The sequence below is a fragment of the Streptomyces sp. NPDC048434 genome, assembly GCF_043200375.1.
In the GTDB taxonomy this organism is placed as follows: domain Bacteria; phylum Actinomycetota; class Actinomycetes; order Streptomycetales; family Streptomycetaceae; genus Streptomyces.
The window spans coordinates 1-23,322 of the sequence record NZ_JBICXQ010000027.1; the positions used below are offsets into that span (position 1 = coordinate 1).

The window sequence follows — 23,322 nt, forward strand, 5'->3', positions numbered from 1 at the left end:
GGGAGCTGGCGACCACTCTGGTGACGCTCTTCGAGGCCCGTGGCTATCCCGACCTGTGGCAGCGCACACATCAAGTAGCGCTGACCGCGGTACAAGAAGCCGGCAACGAACGGGGCCAGGCGGCCGTACTCGGCTCCTTGGGGACCCTGCACCTGTACCGGGGCGAGCATGAAGCAGCAGGCCCCTACCTCAGCACCGCTCTGGAAATGTTCGAGCGGGTCGGTGAGGTGCGTGGCCAGGCACTGTGTCTGCGTGACCTGGCGCGCATCGAGCGGCACCAGGGCGACGACGATCGGGCACTGGCCCTCTACGAGAGCGCCGAGCACCATTTCGTGCGGGTGCACGACATCATCGGCCGGGCGTACGTGCTCGGAGAGATGGCGCACATCACGATGCGGCGAGCAGACTTCACGCGAAGCCGTTCGTATCTCGACGAGGCTCTCGGGATCTGCCGGTCGGCCGGCTTCGACCGGGGCCAAGCCCTCGTGCTGCGGCGGCTGGGCCAGATGCTGATGTACCAGCAGCAGTACGAGAGGGCCGAACGGACCCTGCTTGAGGTCCTCGCCATGGTCAGGGCGCGCGGCGACCTGGTCGGAGAAGGCTACGTGCTGCACGACCTCGGCCGGGTCAATGTCGATCTGCGTCGCCTGGAACAAGCTCTCCAGTACTACTCGCAAGCAGCCAGAATTCGGGAACGGATCCTCGACCACAGCGGAGCCGCCGCAGTACGGGCCGACATCGTTGCCATCCTGGGCAGGCCCGTAACATCGGTCAGCTGACACCAGGAGACATGCTGGCCCGTCACGTCCACGGCGTGTTGTCGGCGGGTGTTTCGCCGGCCGGCGTCATGGCGACCGGGCCCTGCTCCACGCCGTGCTGATGTCCTACAGCGCCCAGGACCAGCACGACGACGGTCTCCGCGGCAGTCGGCAACTTCTTGATGGCCATTCAGTTCTCCGCCCTTCGCAACCCGTTACACAATCCGTCCGGGCGTTGCTGAAACCAGCGTCAACCAGGTGCCCATCGCGACCGCATGCTCGCGCTATCACCGCCTTATCACGGCCCCGTCCCGTCGTAGATGCGCCGTGATGCCGGGCCGATAGGGCGACACCGGAGATTGGGTCCTGCCGACCTCGGCGCCCCTTCAGGGGACGGCCTCAAGGAGTGGTCCGAATGACCGTAGTGACCCGGGACGCGGTGACGCCCGCCGCGTTCGGCGTCCCGGAAACCGAATCGCAGCGCAGCACAAAGACCCCCTCGACAGCAGCGGTAGACCCTGTCAGGGAGTTCCCATGGAAGAGGAAGGAACCGGTGCGTGCGCACCAGGGCCTCTCTTTGACCGTGGCTCAGGGGAAGGTGCACGGCCGATGACGATGGACGCGGAGTTCTACTCCCGGGTGGCCGAGCGGTTCGGCGGCTACAGGAGCGATGCGCAGAGCACCGACGTATTCCCCGACGGCCGCCCGGACGCCGTCTTCGATGAACTGGCGACTGCACTGGGAGCGCCGCACGCCCGACTGCTGGATGTCGGCTGCGCCGACGGGCGTAGCTTGTTGCGCATCTCTCGTACGTACGGCGCCGTAACCGGGATAGATCTGTCGACGTCGATGCTGGAATGCGCCGCGCGGTATCGAGCGGAGGCAGGTCTGTCGCACGTCACGTTTGAGCTGTGCGACGCGGCACACACGGGGCTGCCCGATGGGTACGCCGATGTGGTCACTTCCCGCCGCGGTCCGCTGATGGCCCGTGAATTCGAGCGGGTGCTGCGCCCCGGTGGGGTCGTGATGTACATGGGGATCGGGGAGCAGGACGCACGCGAGCTGAAGGAAGCGTTCGGCCGCGGCCAGGACTTCGACAGCTGGAACGGCAGGCCCTTGTCGGAGGGGATTGCTCAAGAACTGTCCGACTCAGGCTTCGTTGTGACAAGAAACCAGGAGTTCCGGTTCGAGGAGTTCTACCACTCGGCGGGCGATCTGGATACTTTTCTGCACCAAGTGCCGATCGTCGAAAATTACGATTCCGCGGCGGACAAAGAGGTGTTCGATCGATATGTCGCCGCGGTGACCGTCGATCAGGGCGTCCGGCTGAGTCGGCATTGGTTCATAGTGCAGGCGCAGAAGCCGGCGGCCGTCGAGCCGTCCCACTCATAGGAAACGGTGCGCCATGGAGCAGGATCTCGTAGTTAACGAAATCTTCGGTCCGACCGTCCAGGGCGAGGGTCGGTCCCTGGGACGCAGGTGCGCGTTTCTGCGACTCGGCGGGTGCAACCTGTCGTGCTCGTGGTGCGATACGCCATACACGTGGGACTGGACCGGAGCCGGTGAGAGCGGGGTCGCCCACGATCCGCGTAAGGAGCTGCACCGCCGCCCGGTCGAAGAGGTCGTCGCGGAATTGCTCGGATTCGAAACCGAGCTGATCGTGATCTCCGGCGGTGAGCCCCTGGGTCAGCAAGAGCGACTGATTCCTCTGGTGGCAGAACTGACCGGACGCGGTAAAGAGATCGAGATCGAGACCAATGGGACGCACGCCGCGCACCCCGAACTCATCGCCGCCGGCGTCAGGTTCAACGTCTCGCCGAAGCTGTCGCACTCGGGCGACCCCCTGCAGCGCAGGATCGTCCCTGCCGCACTCACCAGCCTTTCGGCACTTCCGGGAAGCACGTTCAAGTTCGTCTGCCAGAACACCGGCGATCTCGACGAAGTGGCCCAGCTGGTTGCCACCTTCGACCTGCCCTCGGTATGGATCATGCCGATCGGCCGTACCGCCGACGATGTCACAAAACACATGAGTGAGTTGGCCGACGCGGTGGTGAAGCGCGGCTGGAACCTGACGACCAGACTGCACACCTTGTTGTGGGACGAAAAACGCGGCGTGTGAGCAACGGCACACGCAAAGGAGAAGGGAACTCGGATCGATGGCTTTTCGAATCACGAAGAAATTTGAATTCTCGGCCAGTCATCAGCTCGCCGGCCTTGCTCCTGAACACCAGTGTGCCCGGATGCACGGGCACAACTATGTGATCGAGTTGGAGCTCGGAGCCGACGATACGGATCTGTTGCCCGTGGGCTTCGTTCGAGACTACGGAGAACTGTCCGCATTCAAGGTCTGGCTCGACAATCATCTTGATCATCGGCATCTGAACGATGTGATGGACGAAAATCCGACGGCAGAGAATATGGCAGCCTGGGTTTACAAGACATGGTCAGTGGAGTTTCCCGAGTTGACCTGCGTGCGTATCTCAGAAACCCCCAAGACTTGGGCCGAGTACCGGCCGTGAGGTCAGTAACGCCGAAGCCCGAACGAAAGGTGACCGCATGTCGGTGACAGAATTGGACCTCGATGGTGACCCGTCAGCGCCGAGGACGACCGAGGACCCACTGGTCGAGATCGCCCGCCGACTGCTGGAGGAGATCGGCGAGGACCCGAATCGCGACGGACTGCGCGACACGCCTGCGCGGTTCGCCCGCTGGTGGCGAGAGTTCATCAACTACGACCCGGGTTCGCTGGGCACTCTTTTCGAGTCCATCGGCACGAGCCAGCTCGTAGTCGTCTCGGACATTCAGGTCTGGTCGCTGTGCGAGCACCACCTCCTGCCGTTCAACTGCTCCGTGACGATCGCGTACCGCCCGACGGGGCAACTGCTCGGTCTGTCGAAGTTTGCCAGGGTCGCCCATCAGTACGCGCACAAGCTGCAGGTCCAGGAGCGCCTCGTGGACCAGATCGCGCTTGAGATCAGCACCCTGAGCGGCACCCCGGACGTCGCGGTCATAGCCAAGGGCGAGCACCTTTGCATGTCGATGCGCGGCATCAAGGCTGCCGCGCAGATGACATCGACCGCATATCGCGGGGAGTTCAGCACGGACCCCGGGCTCCGGGGCGAGCTGTTCGACTTGCTCCGGGCGTGACGAGCATCCGACTCCGAAAGTGAAAGCAGTGAGCGATCCAGGTGGTGCGGCGACGGGATCGCACGGCTCGGGAGCGCTGCAGGGCTATCGCGAACTGATGGCCCTGCCAGGTGTCCGCGGGACCGTCGTGGTCTCACTGCTGTCGAAGTACCCCGCGGCGATGTTCTCGATCGCGGTCCTCCTGTTCGCGTCGCGCGAGTACGCCGCGTCCGGCGCGGCGCTCGGGGACGGACGCGATGCTGCTCATGAGCGCGGTCTCCGGACCGCTGCGGGGCGGACTGGTGGATCGCGGCCGGCGGGGTCCAGTCCCCGTCGGCTTCGCCATCGGGACATCCTCCGGCGCGTCGATCGCCTCCGCACCGGGCCCACCTGCATTCGTCTTGCTCGCCCAGCCGGTGAGCGTGACAGCTATTGGCTGCATCCGCATCGGAGAGCTACGAACCGAGGCCGTTCTCTTCGGCACACCTGCGAATCCGGTCCGGTCGACATGAAAGGACAACGATGAACGAAAATGGCTCTTCGACGCCTGCGGGAGCGGCTCGCCTGCTCCCCGAGCTGGACGCCGACCGGCTGGTGGCCGACCTCATGACTGCGCGCGACCACCTGTGGGATGAGCAGAGCTCGTACGAGAACGGGCGAGTGTCCAGGTGGGCCGAGCAGGACTGGCGCTGCCTCCCGGTGCGCAGCCCCGGTGGTGACAAGACACGTACCGACGCAGGGGGCGCCGGCAGCGTGGAGTTCGCCGACACCGAGTGGCTGGACCACATGCCGTACGTGCGGGAGGTCCTGCGCTCGATTCCCGGACCCCTCTACGCAGCCCGATTCTTGGATCTTGGACCTGGCGTCGTCGGATACCTCCATTGCGATTCCAAGTTCGCCCCGGACTGGGGGGTGGCCCGGCTGCACATCCCGGTCATCACCCACGAGGAAGCCTCGCTGGACCTAGACGGAGAGATCTATCGCTGGCAGCCCGGTGAGTTCTGGTTCGGCGACTTCAGCCGCAAGCACCAGATCCAGAACCTCGGTCCCGAGCATCGGGTGCATCTCGTCGTGGACGTGCTCGTCACACCGGAGCTTGCACAGCTGTTCCCGGCTGACTGGGCCGACTACTTCAACGGCTCGGATGTGCTCTACAACCGTCCGGCCGTGGCCACGACCGACCGAGAGCGGGAAGCTGCGCGGTGTTCGTTCGACGCGCCGGCGCACCTGCTGGAGGTGGAGGAGTTCGGGTCGCTCACCGGCTCGCAGCCGCAGGCCACCTTCAGCATCGTCGACACCGGCACGGGCCTTGCCATTCGATCTCCCCAGGACCACCTCTTCCCGCTGGTGGCCCTCGGCGGACACGAGTACCGCTTGGTCGGGTGGAGCGAGGAGCGAACCGTCACCACGAGGCTGGACGGTCCGCGGCCCGAAGTCGAACTGACCTACCGCAGAGGCAACCAAGCGACCCGGCTGCTCGTCCCGGCCACGCCGGCGCCGTGACGGACGCCCGCACGTCCGCCGCTGTTTCGGTGCACAGCACACCGCTGCTCTGATCCTTACGTACTGACCCTCCCTCCATTTCCGTCTGCCGGAAGGCGACGCATGCCGAAAACTGTCGCAATCGTGTCCGGCGGCCTGGACTCGGTCACCATGGCCTACCACCTCCAGGCGCAAGGACACACACTCCACCTGCTGTCCGTGAACTACGGCCAGCGTCATCTCGTCGAGCACGAGTTCGCGGCGAAGGCGGCTCGATCGCTCGGGGTGCCGCACAACGTGGTCGATCTCAGCCCCGTCGGCAAGCTCCTGAGCGGCTCCTCGCTCACCGATCCGACCGTCGACGTGCCGGATCACAAGAGTGGGTCGTCCGGCGGGAGCCCGAACGTCGTACCCAACCGCAATGCCCTTCTGCTGTCCGTCGCCTTCGCGGTCGCCGTCGCCGAGAAGGCGGAAGCGGTGGCCGTCGGGGTGGTCGACGACCTGCAGGCGGCGCCCGACAGCAATTCCGCGTTCATCGATTCCTTCCTCGCCATGGAGCGGATCGCGACCCGCGGATACGCGCACCCTGACCTGACCCTGACGGCGCCGCTGGTCAGGCTGCGCAAGAGCGACGTGGTGTCGCTCGGTGAGGAACTCGGCGTCCCCTGGACCGAGACCTGGAGCTGCTTCCGTGGCGACGCGCTGCAGTGCGGACGGTGCGCCGCCTGCAGGGAGCGGCAGGAAGCGTTCCGGGACGCCGGCGTGACCGACCCGACGACCTACCAGACCAGCCATTCGAAGGAGCTGCCATGACCGACCCCGTTCCCGTGCTCGACCTGCGTGACGCCGCCGGTTCGGAAGAAGCCCGGGCAGAGTTCCTGAACCGGTTGCGCGAGGCCATCCACGAGGTCGGCTTCTTCCAGCTTGTCGGTCACGGTGTCGAGGACGCCGACGACATGCTGGAGCTGTCCCGCCGGTTCTTCGCCCTGCCCGAGGCCGATCGGCTCGCGCTGAACATCCTCGACTCGCCGCTGTTCCGCGGCTACTCCGAACTCGGCCGCGAACACACCAAGGGTATTCCCGACCAGCGCCAGCAGCTGGACATCGGGCCGGAGCAGCCCGCGAGGACGTCCGCGCCCGGCGATCCCGCCTACCAGTGCCTGATCGGCCCGAACGAGTGGCCCGAGGCGATGCCCCAGCTGCGACCGGCCATCGAGTCATGGATCGCCCGGCTGACCGATCTGTCACATCAACTGCTACGGCTGATGCTCGAGTCGCTCGACGCCCCCGCCGGGTTCCTGGACGATGTGGTCGATCCGGATCCGCAGATCCACCTCAAACTCCTGCACTACCCCGGTCCCGCGCAGGCGGACGAGAACGCGGGCTCCGGCCAGGGGACCGGCATCCACAACGACCTCGGGCTGCTCACCCTGCTCGTCCAGGACGGCAACGGCGGCCTCCAGGTCGCGGTCGAGGAGGACCAGTTCGTCGACGTGCCGGTGATCCCGGGGGCGTTCGTGGTCAACCTGGGAGAGCTGCTGGAGGTGGCGACGAGGGGCTATGTGCGTGCCACCCTCCACCGGGTGATCCGGCCCGCCCCGGGCGTCAACCGCTACTCCATTCCCTTCTTCTACAACCCTCGGCTGGACGCCACGATGCAGCCACTGCCCAGCCCCTATGTCGAGGGCGCCGGCGGAGTCATCGACGTCGCCGGCAACCCGTTGTTCGCCCTCTACGGCGACAACGTCATGAAGGGGCTGATCCGCTCCTTCCCCGACATCGTTGCCCGACACCACCCGACCCTGGCCGCGGTAGCCGGGTCCAGGAGTTCCTGACACCGGGCGGCCGAGCACATCCTCACCGCCCGGCCCGAGTGGTCGGGCCTGGCGGTGGCGTCGCCGGCCGGTCCGACGGGGACCGAACGAACATGAGGCAGGGCGAATTTCATGAGAATCAACCTTCTCGGGCCGCTCCAGGCCTACGGGGACGATGACCGCGTCGACATGGCGCCGGCCGCCCAGAAAGTACGTCAGACACTGGCAATGCTCGTGCTGAACGCGGGCCGGGTGGTGCCCTTCGAGCAACTCATGGACGAGCTGTGGAACGACAACCCGCCGGCCAGCGCGCACACCGCGCTGCAGACGTATGTGTACCAGCTCAGGAAGCGGTTCTCCCTCGGCAACCCGAGGAGCGGCGGCGCGGTACGGGCGGCCGGGCCGCTGCTGGGCACGGTCGACGGCGGCTACCAGCTGTCGCTGCCCGCCGACCACGTGGACGTCTTCCGGTGCGAGCCGTTGCTCGCCCGTGCCCGAGCGGAGTTCGGTGACGAGGACTTCGCCCGGGCCCGTGACACGGCCGCCGCGGCGCTGCAGCTGTGGCGGGACGATGCCCTGGTGGACGTACGCAAGGGGCCCACGCTGAAGGCCGAGGCGGTCCGCCTGAGGGAGTTGCGTACCAGCGCACACCACCTGCGGATCGAATCCGATCTGCACCTCGGCCGGCACCACGAGGTGCTCGGCGAACTCACCTCGATGGCCGGGCGGGAACCGACGGACGAGCGGGCCCAGGGCAATCTGATGACGGCTCTCTACCGCATGGACCGGCGGGCGGAAGCGCTCCAGGTCTACCGGCGGGCCCGCGAGCGGATCGCCACCGAGCTGGGTCTCGACCCTTCGCCCCAACTCCAGGCCCTGCACACGGCCGTGCTCGCGTCGGACGAGGCGCTGCTGCGTCCCGCCGGGCGGCTTACGGCCGTGACCGCCGCCACCCGGGCGCCCTGCCATCTGCCCGCCCCGCGCGAGCGTCTGACCGGACGCGCCGACCAGCTGGCGCGCCTCACCGCGGTGCTGGCTGGCCGGGCGCGGGAGGACCGGCCGCTCGTGGTCGTGGGGGGCGCCCCCGGCACGGGGAAGAGCGAGCTGTGCCTGCACGCCGCCCATCAGGTGAGCGGTCACTACCCGGACGGACGGCTCTACGCGCGTCTCCGTGACGGCGCCGGCCGGCGGGTGCGGCCCGCCGAGATCCTCCGCTCGTTCCTGCGTGGACTCGGCGCGACGGAGGAGCAGTTGCGACTGGGCACGACCGATCTGAGCCTGCTGTTCCGTACCTGGACCGCGGACCTCCGCGTCCTGGTGGTGCTCGACGACGTGTGCGACGTACGGGACTTGACGCCGCTGCTGCCGTCCGGCGTCGGCTGCGGCGTGGTGATCGGCAGCCGTCGGCGGCTGTTCGTGTCCTCGTCGGCGGTCCACGTCGAACTGGACGGGCTGCCCTTCGACGACTGTCTGCACCTGCTGGCATCCTCCGTGCCGAGACACCGGATCACCATGGACCCGGAGGGGCTGCGACGGCTGGCCCGGTTGTGCCGGGGGCTGCCGGGCGTGCTCTTCGCGATCGCTTCGCAGTTGCGCCGCCGCCCGCACTGGACGGCCCGGCAGGCCACTGCCTGGGTCCTCGCGTCCGGGGGCGCCGACAGCGATCTGCCGGAGGTGCGGGCCGGATTCGACCGTACGCTCGCGACGCTGCCCGCCGAGTTACTGCCCCTGGCGTACGCGCTGTTGTCTCCCGGCATCCCCGATCGGCTCACGCCGGCGCTTGTTGCAGCGGCCCTGGGGATCAGCGACCAGCAGGCCGAGGACCTGCTGGAGGAGCTGACGGAGAGCTACCTGCTGCGCGCGCAGCACCCGTGCGTGAACGGCCGGTTCTCCTACGAATGGGAGCCCGGGATACGCCCGTTCGCGGCGCGGCCGAGCAGCGCGCCGGTCATGTGCTCCGCCTGACGGCCACGGCTCCAGTACCACCTTGCCCGTCGTAACCCGCGTCTCCAGCGCGTGGTGCGCGGCGGCCGCTTCAGCGAATCGAGGCCGAATGTATGCCGGGCTCAGAAGCGAAGCTTTCAGCAGTGGAATCACCGTAGCGTGAGGATCTTTGTCAGCAGCGTCCGCAAAGGCTTGGAAGAGGAGCGTGACTCTCTTTCCGCGGGCTGATCAGCGCGCTGGGCCACACCCCGGTGCAGTTCGAGGAATGCACACGAAGCGTGGAGACGTACGCCACCGGTGCGTTCCGCGGCTCCGTTGCCCGGACCCGCCCACGCAGCCGAACCTTGGAGAACCGCCATGTCAAAACGCCCGAAGCTCGTCCTCGTCGGTCAGCTGTCCATGTACCCCTGGGTGTTCGAAGCCGCCAAGCGCGCCGACATCGACTTGATCCTCGTCCCCAGGGGGGACGACACGGAGGAGTCCGCCGGGCGGGCCGCCGCGGTGGTCGAATTGCTGCCGCTGGACATCGAAGGAAACCCGGAAGCCGCGCTGTCCGCGCTCGCCGACCGTTACCGGCGGGAGCCCTTCGACGGGATCATGGCGGGCAACGAGCAGGCCGTGCCGTTCGTGGCGCGCGCCGCCGGGGAGTTGGGCCTCACCGGCCTGACCGAGGAGGCGGCGACCGTGGTGCGCGACAAGCGCAGCATGCGCCATCACCTGCTGGAGGCGGGTCTGAGCGCGCCCGGCTTCGTGGTCATCGAGGATCCGGACGGCTGGACCGACGCGCTGACCTTGCGCTTCCCCGTCGTGATCAAGCCAGTGAACGGCCACTCCAGCTTCGGTGTGATCCGTGTGGATGACAAGGACAGCCTCGAGCAGGCCGTGGCCCGCACCTGGAAGCTCGTCGAAGACCACCTGGGCGCCGACGACGGATTGGCCGCGGAAGCAGGCGTGTTGGTCGAGGAGTACCTGGACGGTCCGGAGATCTCCGCCGAATCCCTCGTGTACCACGGGCAGGTACGGGTCTGTGCCATCAGCTGGAAGGGAGAGCTGACGGGGCCCTACTTCCAGGAGACCACGTTGCGGGCCCCCGCCCAACTGCCCGCCGAGATACTCGCCGCGGTCGAGGCGGAGGTGATCGGTGCCCACCACGCCTTCGGTGTCACGGAAGGCACCACGCACACCGAACTGCGGCTGGTCGGCGGGGTGCGCCCGGTACTGCTGGAGATGGGCGCGCGCATCGGCGGCGGGGGCTACATGGCCCACCTCGCCCACGTCAGCAGCGGGATCGACCTGGCCGCCGACGCGCTGCGCATCCACCTCGGCCGGGAACCGCTGTGCTGGCGTGCGGAGCCGGTGCCGGCCGGTCACGTGGCGGCCTATCAAGTGCCGGTCGGAAGCGGCGGACGGATCAAGCACATACACGGCGTGGACTCGGTGCGTACCGACCCGCGGGTGGACTACGTGGTTGAGACCATGGGCCCCGGCGCGCTGTTGAACCCCTACCCGGACTTCTCGGGATATCCGGTGATCGTGCTCTCCCGCCACGGGTCGGACGCCGAGGCCGAGTCGTACCGCGACCACCTCGCCCGGACGCTGTACGTCGAGTATGAGGAGCAGGGTTGAGCACGCGCCACGGCGCGCCACACCGTGGCGGACGACGTCTCGTGACCCTCCTCTGGAGCACCGCAAGTTCCGCTCTTTTCCCCGACAGGCTTTCTTGCATCGCACTTGAGTCGCGGTTGAGCCGCCTCGACCGATCCCGTGCCACACTCGGCGCATGCTTCACAGGCATGCTGATAAATCCCTGCTCGGGGCAAAGGGAATCCGCAAGGGCCTCTCGGGAACCCCACTGATTACCCTGGCGGACGAGCAGTGCGACATCGTCGCCGAGCTGGAATTCCGCAATCCCGCCGGAAGCAGCAAAGACCGCTCGGCACTGTGGACTCTGGAACAGGCGATCGGTCGCGGGGCGGTGGCGCACGACACCACGGTGGTCGAGTCGTGGTCCGGCAATTTCGCGTTGGCCCTGGCTTTCCACGGTGAAGAATCGACCGTCCCGAATGCAGAAACTGCTGGTCGAGCTCGACTCGGTCCATCAGCCCGACCAGTACGCCAATCCGGACGCCCGGGACGCGCATTACCGCTTCACAGCGGGCGAGTTGAGCGCGCGGGCCGGCCCGCTGTGCCGTACTCCGCTGAACTACTCGGGCCGTGACCTTATCTACCGCACCAGCCGCCTCATCCGCCACGGCGAGCAGCATGACCTGAACGGTTACGTGGTGGGGGTGACCTTCGTGACCCGGCGGGTCCGGGGGCTTTTGAGCCGCTGGCTTTCTCCCAACCCCGGCTCCGTGAGAGCAGTGGTGTACAAGTGAAAGAGAGAGAACAGATGCAGCAGAGCAAGATGCGGCTGAGCGGACAGCAGGCCGATCCGGAATTCTTCCGCTTCGAGGAGCGCGGCGAACTCGACTACGAGCTCGTTCTGGACGTCCTTCACGGCCGCAGGCTGGGAGTGATCTTCCGGGACGTCATACCACCGGCGGCGCGCAAGGACCTGACCGAACGATTCTGGGCCAGCCCCGCCCGGCAGCATCGCGAGGGCGAGCCCTCGCACTTCGTCGGCGCCTACCACTGGAACAAGGATGTCGACACCTATCTCGACGAGTCCGCCGAGGTCGCCGAGCACGTCGGGCGGGTGATCGACGCCCCGGACTCGCCCTGGCACGTATTCCGCCAAGGCGTGGACGAGGCCCTGCGGCACGAGGGCGCGTCCCTGCGGGTGGCGCAGATGAACGGCCGCTCGGCGTGCGCCGCGCTGATCCGCGCGTGGGACAAGGAGGGCGACTTCTCCCTCGACCCGCACGAGGACGAAGCGCAGTGCAAGGACCCGCGACAAGACGGCTTCGAGATCCAACGGGTCCTGGACCACCAGATCTGCGCGGTAAACATGTGCACCGAACACACCGCCGGAGGACGGCTGGTGATGTGGAACATCCGCCCCGACGACGCGACCCGGCGCTCGCTCGGCATCGAGCTGACGGGGCTGCCCTACCAGGCCGAGGCCCTGGCGGACTTCGAGGAACTGCGCCTGGACATCCGGGAGGGTGACGTCTACGCCTTCAACGGTGCTTTTGTGCACGCGGTGGACGCCAACGCCGGCAACCGCACGACGGTGTCCTTCATCATGGGGTTCACCGATCCCCGGACGGTCGTGAGCTGGACCTGAAGCCGACCGGGCCGGCGGGGTGACCGACCGCCGCAGACGTCCAGGGCCCGCCTCTCCCCGAGCGTTCGCCGACCCCGTGCGAGCCCGTCGATGCCCCGACGCGGGAGGCGGGCCCTGGCAACGTGCCCGGTTCCAGGAGTGGGGTCTCGGGCGAGCCTGGACACCCTCATGGCGAAGCAGCACATTGCCCATCTCGCCTTCGCGTGCGTCATCGAGGGCGAGTTCCCGGCCATGATGGGTGGGTCGGCTCTGGAGGCTTCGCTCGCCCAGGCCATGGTGGACGAGCCGCACCACACGCTGATGCACCTCAACGGCAACGCGATGCCCGGCATCTCGCTGACCGACACCGTGCTGCCGCGCCCGTATCGCGCAGTGGCACGAGGAACTGCGGGCCGCCTGTCAACGCCGCCACCGAAGCGCTCCCGGACGCGGTGACAGTCATGGATCCGTTCCACGTCGTCGCCACGGCAGGCCACAAGCTGGACCTCTGACGCCAACGCGTCCAGCACGACGCCCTCGGCCACCGCGGCCGCAGCGGTGACCCGGTCTACGGGGTGCGCCGGGCGCTGCGCACCCGCGACGGGCCGCTCATCGCCCGCCAGTGGGCGTGGATCGGGGCGGTGTTCGCCGACGACGCCCACGCCGCAGCGTGATCAACTACCGGATCAGACATCTGCTGGACTGCGGGCAGCTCGCACTCCAGATTCGGAAGAGTCGGCCAACTCCTCTTACCGCGACGGTAGTTGGCCTTAGCAGTACGGCTCCCAGAGCTCGCAATCCAGGGCGTCGGAAATCGCGGGCGAGGAGTCGCGCAGGCCGGCGAGCAGGGCGCGGTTGTGCTCGCGGATCTCCTCGTCGTACCCGGCCAGCGGGCTGTCCTCGGAGAGGTCCAGCAGCCACAGCGGCCGGAGCGTCGCGCCGCGCAGTGCCTTTCCTTCCGCGGTCCCGGCGCCCGCGTGCAGCCAGCGCACTCCCGGGAGCCGCGCCGCCATGTAGTAGGTGATGTTGAAGTACTCGGCGGCCGAGGCGAGTTGGTCGTGGTCGAGGCCGTGCGCCCGCAGGTACACGATGTCACCACAACGGTAGTACAGGCAGAAGCCGACGGGCGGTTCGCCGGGGCGCGAACACAGCGCCACTTCGGCGCGCGAACCGGCGAGTTCACCCTGCTTGCGGAAGGACTCGGCCATCGGGGCCACGTCGACAGTTCTGCCGTAGCGCAGTAGCGAACGGGCCAGCAGCCGGGCGACGTCCTGCCAGGACTCGGCGAGCGTCCGGTGCTCCACCTCGTATCCGGCCTTCTCGAACTTCCGTATCTCGCCGCGGATACTGCGGGCCCGGCGCGACGACAGCGATTCCAGCCAGGCGGGGTAGCCGCCGGGCGGGATCTCGATCCAGGCGTCGGTCGTCAGCGCGACCGGGGCGGTCCGCACCCCCGCCGCGCGCAGCGCCCCCACGTCCTCGGTGGTCAGGTACATCGCCACGCGGGCGATCTTTGACTCCTCGTGCAGGGGTGAGCGCAGCGCGCGGATCGCGTCGAGCACCTCGGCGGCGGCCTCGGTCCGATCGGTTCCCTCACCGGTCAGCAGGTGCGCCAGGTAGCCGCGGCGCTGGCCGATGAGCAGGCCGCCCGGCTCGGGCGCCGGCAGGCCGCGCGCGGCAAGCAGGTCGTGCCACCGCAGGTCTGGGGTGGGCTCGTCGGTCACCGCCGCCACGGGGATCGCGGCCCGGCCGCCGCCCGGGGTCTCCACGTGTAGTCCGCCGGAGACCGCCCCGGGGTCGAGGGCGCACACCCGCAGCCACATCGCCGACGAGTAGAACCGGCCGTCGGCGAGCCGGTCCCACTCGGTGTCCCCGAGCCCGCCGATGGCGTCGCTGAAAGTGTCCGTCGTGGCGGTCATGGCGCCTCCCATAGTCTCGGCCTGACCGTGCCCGCGAGTTCGCTGCGCGATCGGACGCTGAGTGTGCCGAACATCTTGCGTAGGTGATAAATGGCCGTGTGCGGCGAGTGGTTGATGCGGGTGGCGATCTGGCTGTTGGTGAGGCCGTCGTTCCTTCCACGGCGGCGGCGAGCGCCGCGAGCGTGGGTGAGGGCGGAGCGCCGAGCGGGTCGGCGGTGAGTTCGCACCGTGTTTTCGGACAGCGGGCGAGGGCCACCGGTGCCGCCTTCCCCCATCGACAGGATGCGTTCCACGGGCGTTCGCCACTCTTGCGGCATGACCGGAAGTAAACGTTCCACCATGGCGGCAGAACGGTTCTTTTTCGGGTGTTCAAGCATTCTAGTCTTAACACGGATGCTCAGTGTCCACAGGGGGCGTTGTCCGAGAATTGAGCCACAATTGAGTCGCACCGGCGACCGGGGTGAAACAGTGACTCCTGCGGGCCGAGGGTCCAGTCATCATCGAGCAGGAGCGGAGACTTCATGTCGGCGGAGCGGGTAACGGCCCAGTACAACGAGGAGTTCCGTATACCGGGCAGCGAATTGCCCACGGTCGCCCGGCACGTCAAGGACTTCCCGACGCTCGCATCTTGGCATAGCGAGTATTTGGCCAGGCCCCTCTTCGTCGGCGAGCGTGAGATTCGTGAGTTCGCCGATGACCTGCAGCACCTCGGCGAAACACTCCTTTCCTTGCCGGACCGGATGTTCGGCGGCGATCTGGAAGCATTCCGGTCGGTGCTCGGCATCAGCGACGGCCGCTGGGAAACGATACGGAAGTTCGGTGACCTAGTGCCGCCTTACTTTGGCCGGGCCGACATGTACCACGACGGCACCTCATTCAAACTTCTTGAGTTCAATCTGGGGAGCGAGTCCGGCGCCTGGGGCGTCGCGGGTGAAATCTCCCGGGCGACGATGGAGGTCGACGCCTTCGCCGACTTCGCGCGCCGGAACCGGCTCGGCTATGTGGATCCCGCTCGCGCCGCGGTGGAGGTGCTGCGCCGCTTCGGCGCCCGGGTGGCACCCGGCCGCGAGCCGGTGGTGGCCATGCTGGAATGGCGTGGCGGTCTGAAGGACTACGGCGAGCAGTGGCTCAACTTCCAGTCCGCATTGCGCTCGGCGGGCCTGGACATCCTGGTGGCCGAGGTCTCCGACGTGCACGAGCGCGGCGAGGCGCTCTACCTCGGGGACACGAAGATCGACGTGGTCTACCGCGCCTTCGTCCCGGACCAGATCGCCGAGGAACCCGACGGCTGGGACCTGGTCGCACCCCTGCTGCGTGCGCACCGGGCGGGCGGGACGCTGCTGTGGACCCCGCTTTCCAGCAACATGTTCGCCAACAAGGCCTGTATGGCGCTGCTTTCGGACCCGGCGCGGCGACGCAACTTCAGCGAGGACGAATGCCGGCTCATCGACCGGGTGCTGCCCTGGACCCGACTGATCGATGCTGACGCGCTCAAGACCGACACCGACCTCGTCGACGAATGCCTGGCGCGGCGCGAGCAGTTGATCCTGAAGGTCAACGCGCGCGGCGGCGGAGCCGGCGTCGTGGTGGGCTGGGAAACGGACGACGCCACGTGGCGGCGGGCTCTGGAGAACTCTGCCGCCGAAGCATGTGTCGTACAGGAGAGAGTGATCCCCCGGCCTGAGCTCGTGGTGGACCCGGTATCCGGGGAAACCGAGGAATGGCATGCGGCCTATGGCATGTTCTACACCCCGCATGGTTGGGCAGGAGCATGGGCCAAGACGGTGCCGGCCGGTTCGGGCAGTGTCATCGGCATCATGGCGCACGCCAAGGCGCGCAGCGCGGCCGTCTTCCATCAGAGCGAGCTGCCCGTCTGGGGCGAAGTGCCTGCCAGTCCAGCGAAGTAAAGAGAAGACATGATGCCGCAGCATTCCCCCGCGCCTTCGGCGTGGCGGCGGATTCAGACGGCCTGGGGCCTGCCGGACCTCGCGGGAAAAGGCCGATTCGTCACGGCCAATCTGATCGACAGCCTGGGAAACGGGTTGGTGATGGCGTTCACCGTCGTCTTCTTCGTGAAGACGACGTCGCTGTCACTGGTCGCCGTCGGCGCCGCGCTGACCGTCGGCCAGCTGCTCGTCCTGCCCGTTCCGCTCTTTATCGGGCGCCTGTTGGACACATACGGTCCGCGCACCGTGGTCGCTGCGGGTAACTGGATTTCGGCGGCCGGATTCATCGGTTTCCTGTTCTCGCACGCGGCCTGGCAGATCGTGCTGTGGCAGTTCGTGGTGCAACTGGGTGCCACCGCCTTCTGGATGGGCAACAGCCCGCTCATCGTGCTGGTCGCCCGGGGCGTCGAGCGGGCCCGCTGGTTCGGCTTCGTCCGTGCCCTGCGCAATGTCGGCGTCGGTTTCGGCGGCGCCGCGTCCGCGGTGGCCCTGAGCATCGGAACCGTCGCCGGGCTGCAGGCGGTCATGGTGATCAACGTGGTGACCTTCGCCGTCGCAGGCTGGCTCATGATCACCTTGCGGGGCGCGGACACGAGCGAGGCGGCCGGCGCCGGGCCCGCGGAGCCGAAGCCCGCCCAGTCGGAGCAGGCGGCGGGCGAAACCACCGGACAGCCCTCGAGCGGCTATCGCACCGTGCTGAAGGACACTCGGTATCTGCGACTGGTCGCGACGAACATCTCCTTCGTCTTCGCCTCCACGGTGATCTCGGTGCTGCTCGCCGTCTACGCGGTGGACAACCTCGATGTCGGCGCCTGGATCGTCGGCGTGGTCGTCGTGCTGAACGCGGTCATGGTCGCGCTGCTCCAGACGCTCGCCAGCCGGTGGATCGAGGCCCGCAGACCGGTGACGGTGCTGGTGCTGGCCCTGCTCTTCAACGCGGCGGCGTTCGTCGTCTTCGGCACGCTGCTCGTGCTGCCCGGCTGGGCGGTGATCGCCGGGCTGCTGATCGCGATGGTGCTCTACACCGTGGCCGAGATGCTCAGCTCGCCGCCGACCAGCGAACTGAGCGTGGTGATGGCGCCCGAGCATCTGCGGGGCCGCTATCTGGGCGTCTACCAGCTGTCCTGGTCGATCGGCGGTGCCCTCGCCCCGGCGCTGCTCACAGCGCTGTTGGAGGGCGGCGCGGCGCTGCCCTGGGTGTTCCTCACCGCGATCAGCGTGCTGGCCGTACCGCTCGTGATCGGGCTCGACCGGCGGCCCGCGGTCACGAGCGAGGCCGCACCGACCGGGGACGTCGCCCCCGTGCAGCAGCTCGACGGCGACCCCGTCGGCTGAGTCTGCCCGCGCCTGTGGAGCGTGCACCGCGCTTCACGCCGACCGCCGCCCGGCAGCACACCGGGCGGCGGTCGGCGTTTCCCGTGTTCGCCATGCGTCGGCCCGCGGCCCCGCGGCCCCATGCCGTCCCGGCCGGCACGAGCGCGCCGCCCGCGAGGCCGAGCGCGCCGAGCCGTTCGCCGCCGAGCGCGAGGCCGGCCGCGGCGGCCCACAGCGGTTCCGTGCCGAGCAGCAGGCTGACCCGGGACGGGGACGTACGGCGCACGGCCCACATCTGCACGAAGAGCGCGAGCAGCGTGCACAGCACGGACAGGAACAGCAGCCCCGTCCACTCCCCGGCGCCGGAGCCAGTTCTTCTCCGGGCTCTCTCCCAGCGGCGGCCGGTCTTCGGCGGAGGAAGTGAGGAACGGCCACGCCTCGTCGAGAGACCGGTGGCGCACAGAGATGGCGGGTGTCCGCCCTCGGCCAGGCAGCCGCTGGAGGGGATCGGCTCCTCGCCGGGAGGCAGCGGCAACAGCCACCCGGCCGAGTCCTTGAGCCACGGCCGAGCGCAGGCGTCAGTGCGACCGCCGACTCCTCGGGGGTGTCGCCGGACGCTCACCCCGTCGTTCACCGCGCCGCGCCGGCGGCTCGACCACGATCCGGCCGCCGGCCTCGCGAGGGAAGTCCCTCAGCGATCCGACGTACTCGACGAGCAGTTGCCGCGCGCCGCGCAGTCCCGCCGCCCTGCCTCCGCCGTGCTCTGTACGCGGACGACGGCGCAGCCGCGGTTCAGGAACGCCTACGCCGGCGCGTGACTCGACGGATAGGCGTCGACCAGGCCGACGCTCGCGCCGTTGGTGCTGCTCATCGCTGTGTGTCCGCCTCCAGGGCCTCGGCGAGCCCCGCGATGGTGGGGTTTCGGAAGACCAGGACCGGCGGGACCCGGCGCCCGAGTCGCTCGCCGAGCCGGCCCGCGACCGTGGTGATGGTCAACGAGGTGCCGCCGACGTCGAAGAAGTCGTCCTGTGGCCCGAAGTCCTCCTCGACGCCCAGGCACTCCCGCCACACTTCGGCGACGAGCAGCTGCTGCTTGGTGACGGCCCGGCGGGTGGCGGGGGCCGGGGCGGGCACCGGGCGTGGATCGGGCAGTGCGTCCCGGTCGACCTTGCCGTTCGGGGTGAGGGGGATCTCGTCGATCACGGTGTAGCTCTGCGGCAGCATGTACGGCGGCAGTTGCTGCGCCAGGTGGGCGCGCAGCTCCGCCGGGTCCGGGGCGGGTCGGTCGGGGTGCTCGGGGATCAGGTAGGCCGACAGCTGGTCCACGCCGGTGCGGGTGCGGCGCACGGCCACCACGCAGTCGGCGAGGGTGGGGTGGCTCTGGAGTGCGGACTCGATCTCGCCGAGCTCGATGCGGAAGCCGCGCACCTTGACCTGGTGGTCGTTGCGGCCCAGGAAGACCAGATTTCCGTCGGGCAGCAGCCGGACCACGTCGCCCGTGGCGTACATACGGGCGCCGGGCTCCGCGGCGTACGGGTCGGGCAGGTACGCCCCGGCCGTGCGGGCCGGCCGGCCGAGATAGCCGCGGCCGACCGCGCCGCCGCCGACGTACAGCTCGCCGCGACAGCCCGGGGCGACCGGGCGCAGCTGCGGGTCCAGCACGTAGAGGTGCGCGTTGTCGGTCGCCCGGCCGAACGGGACGCTCGGGCGATGGCTGTGCCGGTCGAGCAGCTCCTCGGTGATCGGGCAGAACGCCGAGGTGACGGTCGCTTCGGTGGGCCCGTACTCGTTGAAGACCTGGCATCCCGGCGCGGTGGAGGACAGGATGCGGCGGGCCACATCGTGCGGCACGGCCTCGGCGCCGGTGAACACCAGGCGTACGGAGGCGAGTCGCGGAGCGGGATCCGTACCGGACTCCAGCAGGATCCGCATCTGCGAGGGCGTCGCGTTGAGCGTGGTGATCCCGCGCTCGGCGACCTCTCGCAGGAACTCCTCGGGGTCGTAGGCGGCGGTGGGGCTCGCCAGGTGCAGTTCGGCGCCGGACACCAGGCACTGGAAGATCTCCCAGACCGAGTTGTCGAACGCCACCGAGTGGTTGAGCAGGGCCCGGTCCCGCCCGGTGAGCCGGCACAGCCGCTGGTTCCACTCCAGGAACCCGGTGATGTTGGCGTGGGTGATCGCGACGCCCTTGGGGTTGCCGGTCGAGCCGGACGTGTAGATCACGTAGGCGAGGTGGTGCGGTTGTGCCTCCTCGGCCGGCCCGGGGTCCGCCCCGGGTTCCTGGTCCACCGCCACGAGCCGCACGCCGTCGCCGAACAGGGCCGAGGTGGGGTGCGCCGGGTCCGCGACGACCAGGCGTACGCCCGAGTCGGCCAGCAGATACTGCAGCCGGTCCGTCGGGTAGCCGGGGTCGAGCGGGACGTAGGCGCCGCCCGCCTTCAGTACGCCCAGCAGGGCGACCACCAGCTCCACCGAGCGTTCCAGGCAGACGCCGACCAGGCTTTCGGGGCGCACGCCCCCGGCCCGCAGTTCCCGGGCCAGGGCCGAGGCCCGCGCGTCGGTCTCGGCGAACGTCAGCGACCGGCCGTCGCCCACGACGCAGATCGCGTCCGGGGTGGTCCGCACCTGGCGGTCCCACAGGCGGACCAGGGTGGTCGGCTCGGGCAGCGGCCCGGTCCGGTTGCCGATGGAGAGGGCGCGCAGCTCGTCGGCCGAGACGATCTCCAGCTCGGACAGGTGGGCCGTGGCGCCGGACACCATCTGCTCGATCACCCGCAGGAAGTGCCGGCCGAGGCCCCGGACGAAGTCCGCGTCGAACAGGTCGGTGGCGTACTCGACGGAGATGCTGAGGTCACCGGTCCCGGCGGCGTGGTCCGTCACGTCGAGGGCGAGGTCGAAGCGGGCGGTGCCGAGCCGTCCCTCCAGCTCCTTGCGGTCGTACAGCTCGGTGAGGTGACCGGCCCTCGGCTCCTCGTGCAGGGCGAACAGCACCTGGAAGAGCGGGTTGCGGCTCAGGTCGCGCTCCGGGCTCAGCTCCGCCACCAGCTTCTCGAAGGGCAACTCCTGGTGCGCGTACGCCTGCCGCGCGACCTCGCGGACCCGGCCCAGCAGCTCGCGCCAGGTCGGGTCGCCGGACAGGTCGGTGCGCAGGACGATGGTGTTCACGAAGTAGCCGACCACCTCGTCCAGTTCGGGGCGCGGCCGGCCGCCTGCCAGGGTGCCGACGGCGACATCGCTCTCGTCGGCGTACCGGCCGAGCAGCACCTGCAACGGGGCCAGCAGGCCCATGAACAGGGTGATGCCCTCGGCCCGGCACAGCGTGCGCAGCCGGTGCGCCAAGTCGGCAGGAATGCGCAGCAGTTCGCGGCGGCCGCGGTGGCTCGCGACGGCCGGCCGGGGTCGGCTGGTCGGCAGCTCCAGGACGGGCACGCCGGACAGCCGGGTGCGCCAGTGGTCGAGCAGCCGCGCCAGCTCGGCGCCGGTGAGTCGCTCGCGCTGCCAGGCCGCGTAGTCGGCGTACGTCACGGGCAGCGGCGCCGGGGCGGGGCGGCGGCCGGCGGCGAGCTCCGTGTAGAGCTCGCCCAGTTCCCGCACCATCAGGTCCACCGATGCGCCGTCACACGCTATGTGATGAATCGTCAGCAACGTGATGTCACGGGTCGGGGTGCGCAGCACGTCCGCGCGCAGCAGCGGTGGTCGGTCGAGGGCGAAGGGGGCACGGATGCGCTCGGTCACCAGCGCGTCCAGGTCCTCCTCGGCGACCTCGGTGCAGCGTAGCGGCACCGGTCCCGGCTCGCGCAGTTCGGGTCGGACCCGGCCGTCGACGGCGGCGAGGGCCGTGCGCAGCACCGGGTGCCGGTGCAGCAGCGCGGACAGGCAGTCCGTCAGCAGCGTCAGGTCGACGCGCCCGCCGGGCAGGCCCAGGGCGACCGGCAGGTGGTAGGCGGGCACTGCGCCGTTCAGCTGCTCGAAGAACCAGATCCGCTCCTGGCCGAAGGAGAGTTCGGCGGTCGCGGCCGCGGGGATCGGCTCGTCGTCCGAGGGCGCCACGCCGTCCAGGGCGGCGGCGAGCGTGGCGGGCGTCGGATGGGCGAAGACCGACTGGGCGTCGACCGGCACGCCGAGCTCCGCACGCAGCCGGGCCACGACCCGTACCGCGGTGAGCGACTGGCCGCCCAGGCCGAAGAAGTCGTCGTACGGGGACACGTCGTCGAGCCCGAGCACCTCGGCCCACACCCGGCGCACCGCCGCGGTGTGCGGCGGCAGCGGGGCGTCGTCGGGCATCGGCCCGCTACCCCGGACCGGGCCGTGCGGGATCCGCCGCACGGCGCCGCGGTCGGCCTTGCCCGCTGGGGTGCGGGGCAGGGCGTCGAGCACTGCGTAGCCCTGGGCCACCATGTGGGCGGGCAGCCGCTGCGCGAGGTGGTCACGGACCTGGCGGGGCAGGTCCTCGGATACGTTCCGCGCGTCGTGCGCGGGCACGAGGTACGCCACCAACTGGTCGCCGCCGGCTGCCTCGCGGTCGACGACGACCACCGCGTCCGTGACGAGGGGGTGGCTGCGCACACAGGCCTCGATCTCGCCGAGCTCGATGCGGAAGCCGCGCACCTTGACCTGGTGGTCGTTGCGTCCCAGCACCTCCAGCATGCCGTCGGCGGACCACCGGGCGAGGTCGCCGGTCCGGTACAGGCGCCCGGAGGCGTCCCCGAACGGGTCGGGCACGAACCGGTCGGCGGTCAGCGCGGGCCGGTTGAGGTAGCCGCGCGCCACGCCCGCGCCGCCGATCCACAGCTCGCCGGTGACTCCTGGGCCGGCCTCCCGCCCACCCTCGTCGACGACGTGCAGCCGGGTGTTGGACAGGGCCGTGCCGACCGTGACCCGGTCGGCCACGGTGTCGATGCGGGCGGCGGTGGCCCACACCGTCGCCTCGGTCGGCCCGTACAGGTTCCACAGGGTGCCGCCGGTGGCGATCAGGTCGCCGGCCAGCTGCGGATCGAGCGGCTCACCGCCCGACAGCAGTACCCGGCCGTGCCCGTCCGTCCAGCCGGACGCCAGCAGCATCCGCCAGGTGGTGGGGGTCGCCTGGACGACGCTCACACCCGCCTCGGCGATGGTGGCGGCCAGCAGCTCGGGGTCGGTGTTGGCGGCGCGCGGGGCCATCACCACCGTCGCTCCCCGGGTCAGCGGCAGGAACAGCTCCAGTATCGAGATGTCGAACGACAGCGGGGTCAGCGCGAGGACCCGGTCGTCCGCCCCGAGGCCGGGGCGTTCGGCCACACTCCGCAGGAACGAGGCGATCGCCGCGTGGTCGACGGCCACGCCCTTGGGCAGGCCGGTCGAACCGGAGGTGTAGAGGACGTAAGCCAGGTGGTGCGGGTGTACCACCGGGGCCACCGGTGCGGCAGGTTCCGCGGGGAAATCCTCGACCAGCAGGACGTCGGCCACGCCGGACGCCAGGGCCTGCCCGCGCTGGTCCGCGTCGCACAGCCACAGCCCGGCCCTTGAGTCGGTGGTCATGTGCCGCAGCCGGTCGGCCGGGTAGCTCGGGTCGAGGGGGAGGTATGCGGCGCCCGACTTCAGGACGCCGAGCAGGGCCACGACCATCTCGACCGAGCGGCCGAGACAGACGCCGACCAGGTCTTCCGGTCCGATGCCGCGTGCCTGCAGCTCGGCGGCGAGTGCCGTGGCCCGGCGGTCCACGTCGGCGTAGGTGGCGCGGTGTGCTCCCGCGACGACGGCGACCGCGTCGGGTGTCGCGGCTGCCTGCTGCTCCCACAGTGCGACCAGGGTGGTCGGCGCCATGAACGATCC

General features: G+C 69.3%; 19 protein-coding genes and 4 pseudogenes. 17 read left to right on the top strand and 6 right to left on the bottom strand.

What is annotated here, in order from left to right; genetic code table 11:
* Positions 1–779: tetratricopeptide repeat protein (locus ACGFWI_RS28350; RefSeq protein WP_393908878.1), on the top strand; the 779-nt coding region annotated here is incomplete at its 5' end.
* Positions 780–801: 22 nt separating this feature from the next.
* On the opposite strand, the gene ACGFWI_RS28355 is transcribed toward ACGFWI_RS28350, so the two are convergent.
* A complete protein-coding gene (locus ACGFWI_RS28355; RefSeq protein WP_393908879.1) occupies positions 802–948 on the bottom strand; it encodes a hypothetical protein in 147 nt (48 codons plus the stop codon).
* A gap of 419 nt (positions 949–1,367) precedes the next feature.
* On the opposite strand from ACGFWI_RS28355, the gene ACGFWI_RS28360 reads away from it, so the two are divergent.
* The 8 genes from ACGFWI_RS28360 to ACGFWI_RS28395 all read left to right on the top strand — a co-directional run bounded on the left by ACGFWI_RS28360 (position 1,368) and on the right by ACGFWI_RS28395 (position 9,145).
* On the top strand, positions 1,368–2,150 hold the full coding sequence (locus ACGFWI_RS28360; protein WP_393908880.1) for a class I SAM-dependent methyltransferase: 783 nt from the start codon (positions 1,368–1,370) through the stop codon (positions 2,148–2,150).
* Positions 2,151–2,163: 13 nt separating this feature from the next.
* The gene (locus ACGFWI_RS28365) at positions 2,164–2,877 is read left to right on the top strand and encodes a 7-carboxy-7-deazaguanine synthase QueE (RefSeq protein WP_393908881.1); all 714 of its coding nucleotides are present in this window, start codon (positions 2,164–2,166) and stop codon (positions 2,875–2,877) included.
* A gap of 37 nt (positions 2,878–2,914) precedes the next feature.
* A complete protein-coding gene (locus ACGFWI_RS28370; protein ID WP_393908882.1) occupies positions 2,915–3,277 on the top strand; it encodes a 6-pyruvoyl tetrahydropterin synthase family protein in 363 nt (120 codons plus the stop codon).
* Between the two features lie 37 nt (positions 3,278–3,314).
* The gene (folE, locus tag ACGFWI_RS28375; RefSeq protein WP_393908883.1) at positions 3,315–3,905 is read left to right on the top strand and encodes a GTP cyclohydrolase I; all 591 of its coding nucleotides are present in this window, start codon (positions 3,315–3,317) and stop codon (positions 3,903–3,905) included.
* A 501-nt stretch (positions 3,906–4,406) separates the two neighbouring features.
* Positions 4,407–5,387: an aspartyl/asparaginyl beta-hydroxylase domain-containing protein gene (locus tag ACGFWI_RS28380; RefSeq protein ID WP_393908884.1), complete on the top strand. Its 981-nt coding sequence runs from the start codon at positions 4,407–4,409 to the stop codon at positions 5,385–5,387.
* Positions 5,388–5,489: 102 nt separating this feature from the next.
* Positions 5,490–6,179: a 7-cyano-7-deazaguanine synthase gene (locus ACGFWI_RS28385; protein WP_393908885.1), complete on the top strand. Its 690-nt coding sequence runs from the start codon at positions 5,490–5,492 to the stop codon at positions 6,177–6,179.
* Entirely contained in the window at positions 6,176–7,201 is a 1,026-nt protein-coding gene (locus tag ACGFWI_RS28390) for an isopenicillin N synthase family dioxygenase (RefSeq protein ID WP_393908886.1), read from the top strand. The genes ACGFWI_RS28385 and ACGFWI_RS28390 overlap by 4 nt, the downstream gene beginning before the upstream one ends.
* 111 nt (positions 7,202–7,312) lie before the next feature.
* Positions 7,313–9,145 carry a BTAD domain-containing putative transcriptional regulator gene (locus ACGFWI_RS28395; protein WP_393908887.1) on the top strand — a complete coding sequence of 611 codons (1,833 nt, stop codon included), beginning with the start codon at positions 7,313–7,315 and terminating at the stop codon, positions 9,143–9,145.
* Between the two features lie 6 nt (positions 9,146–9,151).
* Here the strand turns inward: ACGFWI_RS28395 and ACGFWI_RS28400 are convergent.
* Positions 9,152–9,259: pseudogene (locus ACGFWI_RS28400) on the bottom strand (oxidoreductase); the annotation flags it as partial.
* A gap of 222 nt (positions 9,260–9,481) precedes the next feature.
* Between ACGFWI_RS28400 and ACGFWI_RS28405 the strand changes: the two are divergent.
* The 6 genes and pseudogenes from ACGFWI_RS28405 to ACGFWI_RS28430 form a co-directional block, all read left to right on the top strand.
* Positions 9,482–10,750, top strand: a complete 1,269-nt coding sequence (locus ACGFWI_RS28405; protein ID WP_393908888.1) for an ATP-grasp domain-containing protein — start codon at positions 9,482–9,484, stop codon at positions 10,748–10,750.
* 154 nt (positions 10,751–10,904) lie between these two features.
* Positions 10,905–11,156: pseudogene (locus tag ACGFWI_RS28410) on the top strand (pyridoxal-phosphate dependent enzyme); the annotation flags it as partial.
* A gap of 31 nt (positions 11,157–11,187) precedes the next feature.
* Positions 11,188–11,502 (top strand): hypothetical protein, encoded by a 315-nt coding sequence (locus tag ACGFWI_RS28415; protein WP_393909013.1) that lies wholly within the window; start codon positions 11,188–11,190, stop codon positions 11,500–11,502.
* A 14-nt stretch (positions 11,503–11,516) separates the two neighbouring features.
* Positions 11,517–12,353 (top strand): hypothetical protein, encoded by an 837-nt coding sequence (locus tag ACGFWI_RS28420; RefSeq protein ID WP_393908889.1) that lies wholly within the window; start codon positions 11,517–11,519, stop codon positions 12,351–12,353.
* Between the two features lie 168 nt (positions 12,354–12,521).
* Complete coding sequence (locus ACGFWI_RS28425; protein WP_393909014.1) at positions 12,522–12,788, top strand: hypothetical protein; 267 nt, start codon at positions 12,522–12,524, stop codon at positions 12,786–12,788.
* A pseudogene (locus ACGFWI_RS28430) lies at positions 12,758–12,994 on the top strand (transposase); the annotation flags it as partial. The gene ACGFWI_RS28425 and the pseudogene ACGFWI_RS28430, both read left to right, overlap by 31 nt.
* Before the next feature lie 108 nt (positions 12,995–13,102).
* Here ACGFWI_RS28430 and ACGFWI_RS28435 read toward each other — a convergent pair.
* Both ACGFWI_RS28435 and ACGFWI_RS28440 read right to left on the bottom strand, forming a co-directional pair.
* Positions 13,103–14,251, bottom strand: coding sequence for a GNAT family N-acetyltransferase (locus ACGFWI_RS28435; protein ID WP_393908890.1), 1,149 nt, complete (start codon positions 14,249–14,251; stop codon positions 13,103–13,105).
* Positions 14,248–14,628, bottom strand: coding sequence for a hypothetical protein (locus ACGFWI_RS28440; RefSeq protein ID WP_393908891.1), 381 nt, complete (start codon positions 14,626–14,628; stop codon positions 14,248–14,250). The genes ACGFWI_RS28435 and ACGFWI_RS28440 overlap by 4 nt, the downstream gene beginning before the upstream one ends.
* Positions 14,629–14,772: 144 nt before the next feature.
* On the opposite strand from ACGFWI_RS28440, the gene ACGFWI_RS28445 reads away from it, so the two are divergent.
* Both ACGFWI_RS28445 and ACGFWI_RS28450 read left to right on the top strand, forming a co-directional pair.
* Entirely contained in the window at positions 14,773–16,158 is a 1,386-nt protein-coding gene (locus tag ACGFWI_RS28445; protein ID WP_393908892.1) for a hypothetical protein, read from the top strand.
* Between the two features lie 9 nt (positions 16,159–16,167).
* A complete protein-coding gene (locus ACGFWI_RS28450; RefSeq protein WP_393908893.1) occupies positions 16,168–17,532 on the top strand; it encodes an MFS transporter in 1,365 nt (454 codons plus the stop codon).
* Between the two features lie 103 nt (positions 17,533–17,635).
* On the opposite strand, the pseudogene ACGFWI_RS28455 reads toward ACGFWI_RS28450, so the two are convergent.
* Both ACGFWI_RS28455 and ACGFWI_RS28460 read right to left on the bottom strand, forming a co-directional pair.
* A pseudogene (locus ACGFWI_RS28455) lies at positions 17,636–17,881 on the bottom strand (EamA family transporter); the annotation flags it as partial.
* A 497-nt stretch (positions 17,882–18,378) separates the two neighbouring features.
* A complete protein-coding gene (locus ACGFWI_RS28460; protein ID WP_393908894.1) occupies positions 18,379–23,313 on the bottom strand; it encodes an amino acid adenylation domain-containing protein in 4,935 nt (1,644 codons plus the stop codon).
* Between the last annotated feature and the right edge of the window lie 9 nt (positions 23,314–23,322).

Coding starts and splice junctions, on each gene's coding strand:
- ACGFWI_RS28445 (WP_393908892.1), top strand. CDS start 14,773: ATGTCGGCGGAGCGGGTAACGGCCCAGTACAACGAGGAGTTCCGTATA.
- ACGFWI_RS28380 (WP_393908884.1), top strand. CDS start 4,407: ATGAACGAAAATGGCTCTTCGACGCCTGCGGGAGCGGCTCGCCTGCTC.
- ACGFWI_RS28405 (WP_393908888.1), top strand. CDS start 9,482: ATGTCAAAACGCCCGAAGCTCGTCCTCGTCGGTCAGCTGTCCATGTAC.
- ACGFWI_RS28390 (WP_393908886.1), top strand. CDS start 6,176: ATGACCGACCCCGTTCCCGTGCTCGACCTGCGTGACGCCGCCGGTTCG.
- ACGFWI_RS28420 (WP_393908889.1), top strand. CDS start 11,517: ATGCAGCAGAGCAAGATGCGGCTGAGCGGACAGCAGGCCGATCCGGAA.
- ACGFWI_RS28460 (WP_393908894.1), bottom strand. CDS start 23,313: ATGGCGCCGACCACCCTGGTCGCACTGTGGGAGCAGCAGGCAGCCGCG.
- ACGFWI_RS28440 (WP_393908891.1), bottom strand. CDS start 14,628: ATGCTTGAACACCCGAAAAAGAACCGTTCTGCCGCCATGGTGGAACGT.
- ACGFWI_RS28450 (WP_393908893.1), top strand. CDS start 16,168: ATGATGCCGCAGCATTCCCCCGCGCCTTCGGCGTGGCGGCGGATTCAG.
- ACGFWI_RS28435 (WP_393908890.1), bottom strand. CDS start 14,251: ATGACCGCCACGACGGACACTTTCAGCGACGCCATCGGCGGGCTCGGG.
- ACGFWI_RS28425 (WP_393909014.1), top strand. CDS start 12,522: ATGGCGAAGCAGCACATTGCCCATCTCGCCTTCGCGTGCGTCATCGAG.
- folE (WP_393908883.1), top strand. CDS start 3,315: ATGTCGGTGACAGAATTGGACCTCGATGGTGACCCGTCAGCGCCGAGG.
- ACGFWI_RS28395 (WP_393908887.1), top strand. CDS start 7,313: ATGAGAATCAACCTTCTCGGGCCGCTCCAGGCCTACGGGGACGATGAC.
- ACGFWI_RS28385 (WP_393908885.1), top strand. CDS start 5,490: ATGCCGAAAACTGTCGCAATCGTGTCCGGCGGCCTGGACTCGGTCACC.
- ACGFWI_RS28360 (WP_393908880.1), top strand. CDS start 1,368: ATGACGATGGACGCGGAGTTCTACTCCCGGGTGGCCGAGCGGTTCGGC.
- ACGFWI_RS28365 (WP_393908881.1), top strand. CDS start 2,164: ATGGAGCAGGATCTCGTAGTTAACGAAATCTTCGGTCCGACCGTCCAG.
- ACGFWI_RS28355 (WP_393908879.1), bottom strand. CDS start 948: ATGGCCATCAAGAAGTTGCCGACTGCCGCGGAGACCGTCGTCGTGCTG.
- ACGFWI_RS28370 (WP_393908882.1), top strand. CDS start 2,915: ATGGCTTTTCGAATCACGAAGAAATTTGAATTCTCGGCCAGTCATCAG.
- ACGFWI_RS28415 (WP_393909013.1), top strand. CDS start 11,188: ATGCAGAAACTGCTGGTCGAGCTCGACTCGGTCCATCAGCCCGACCAG.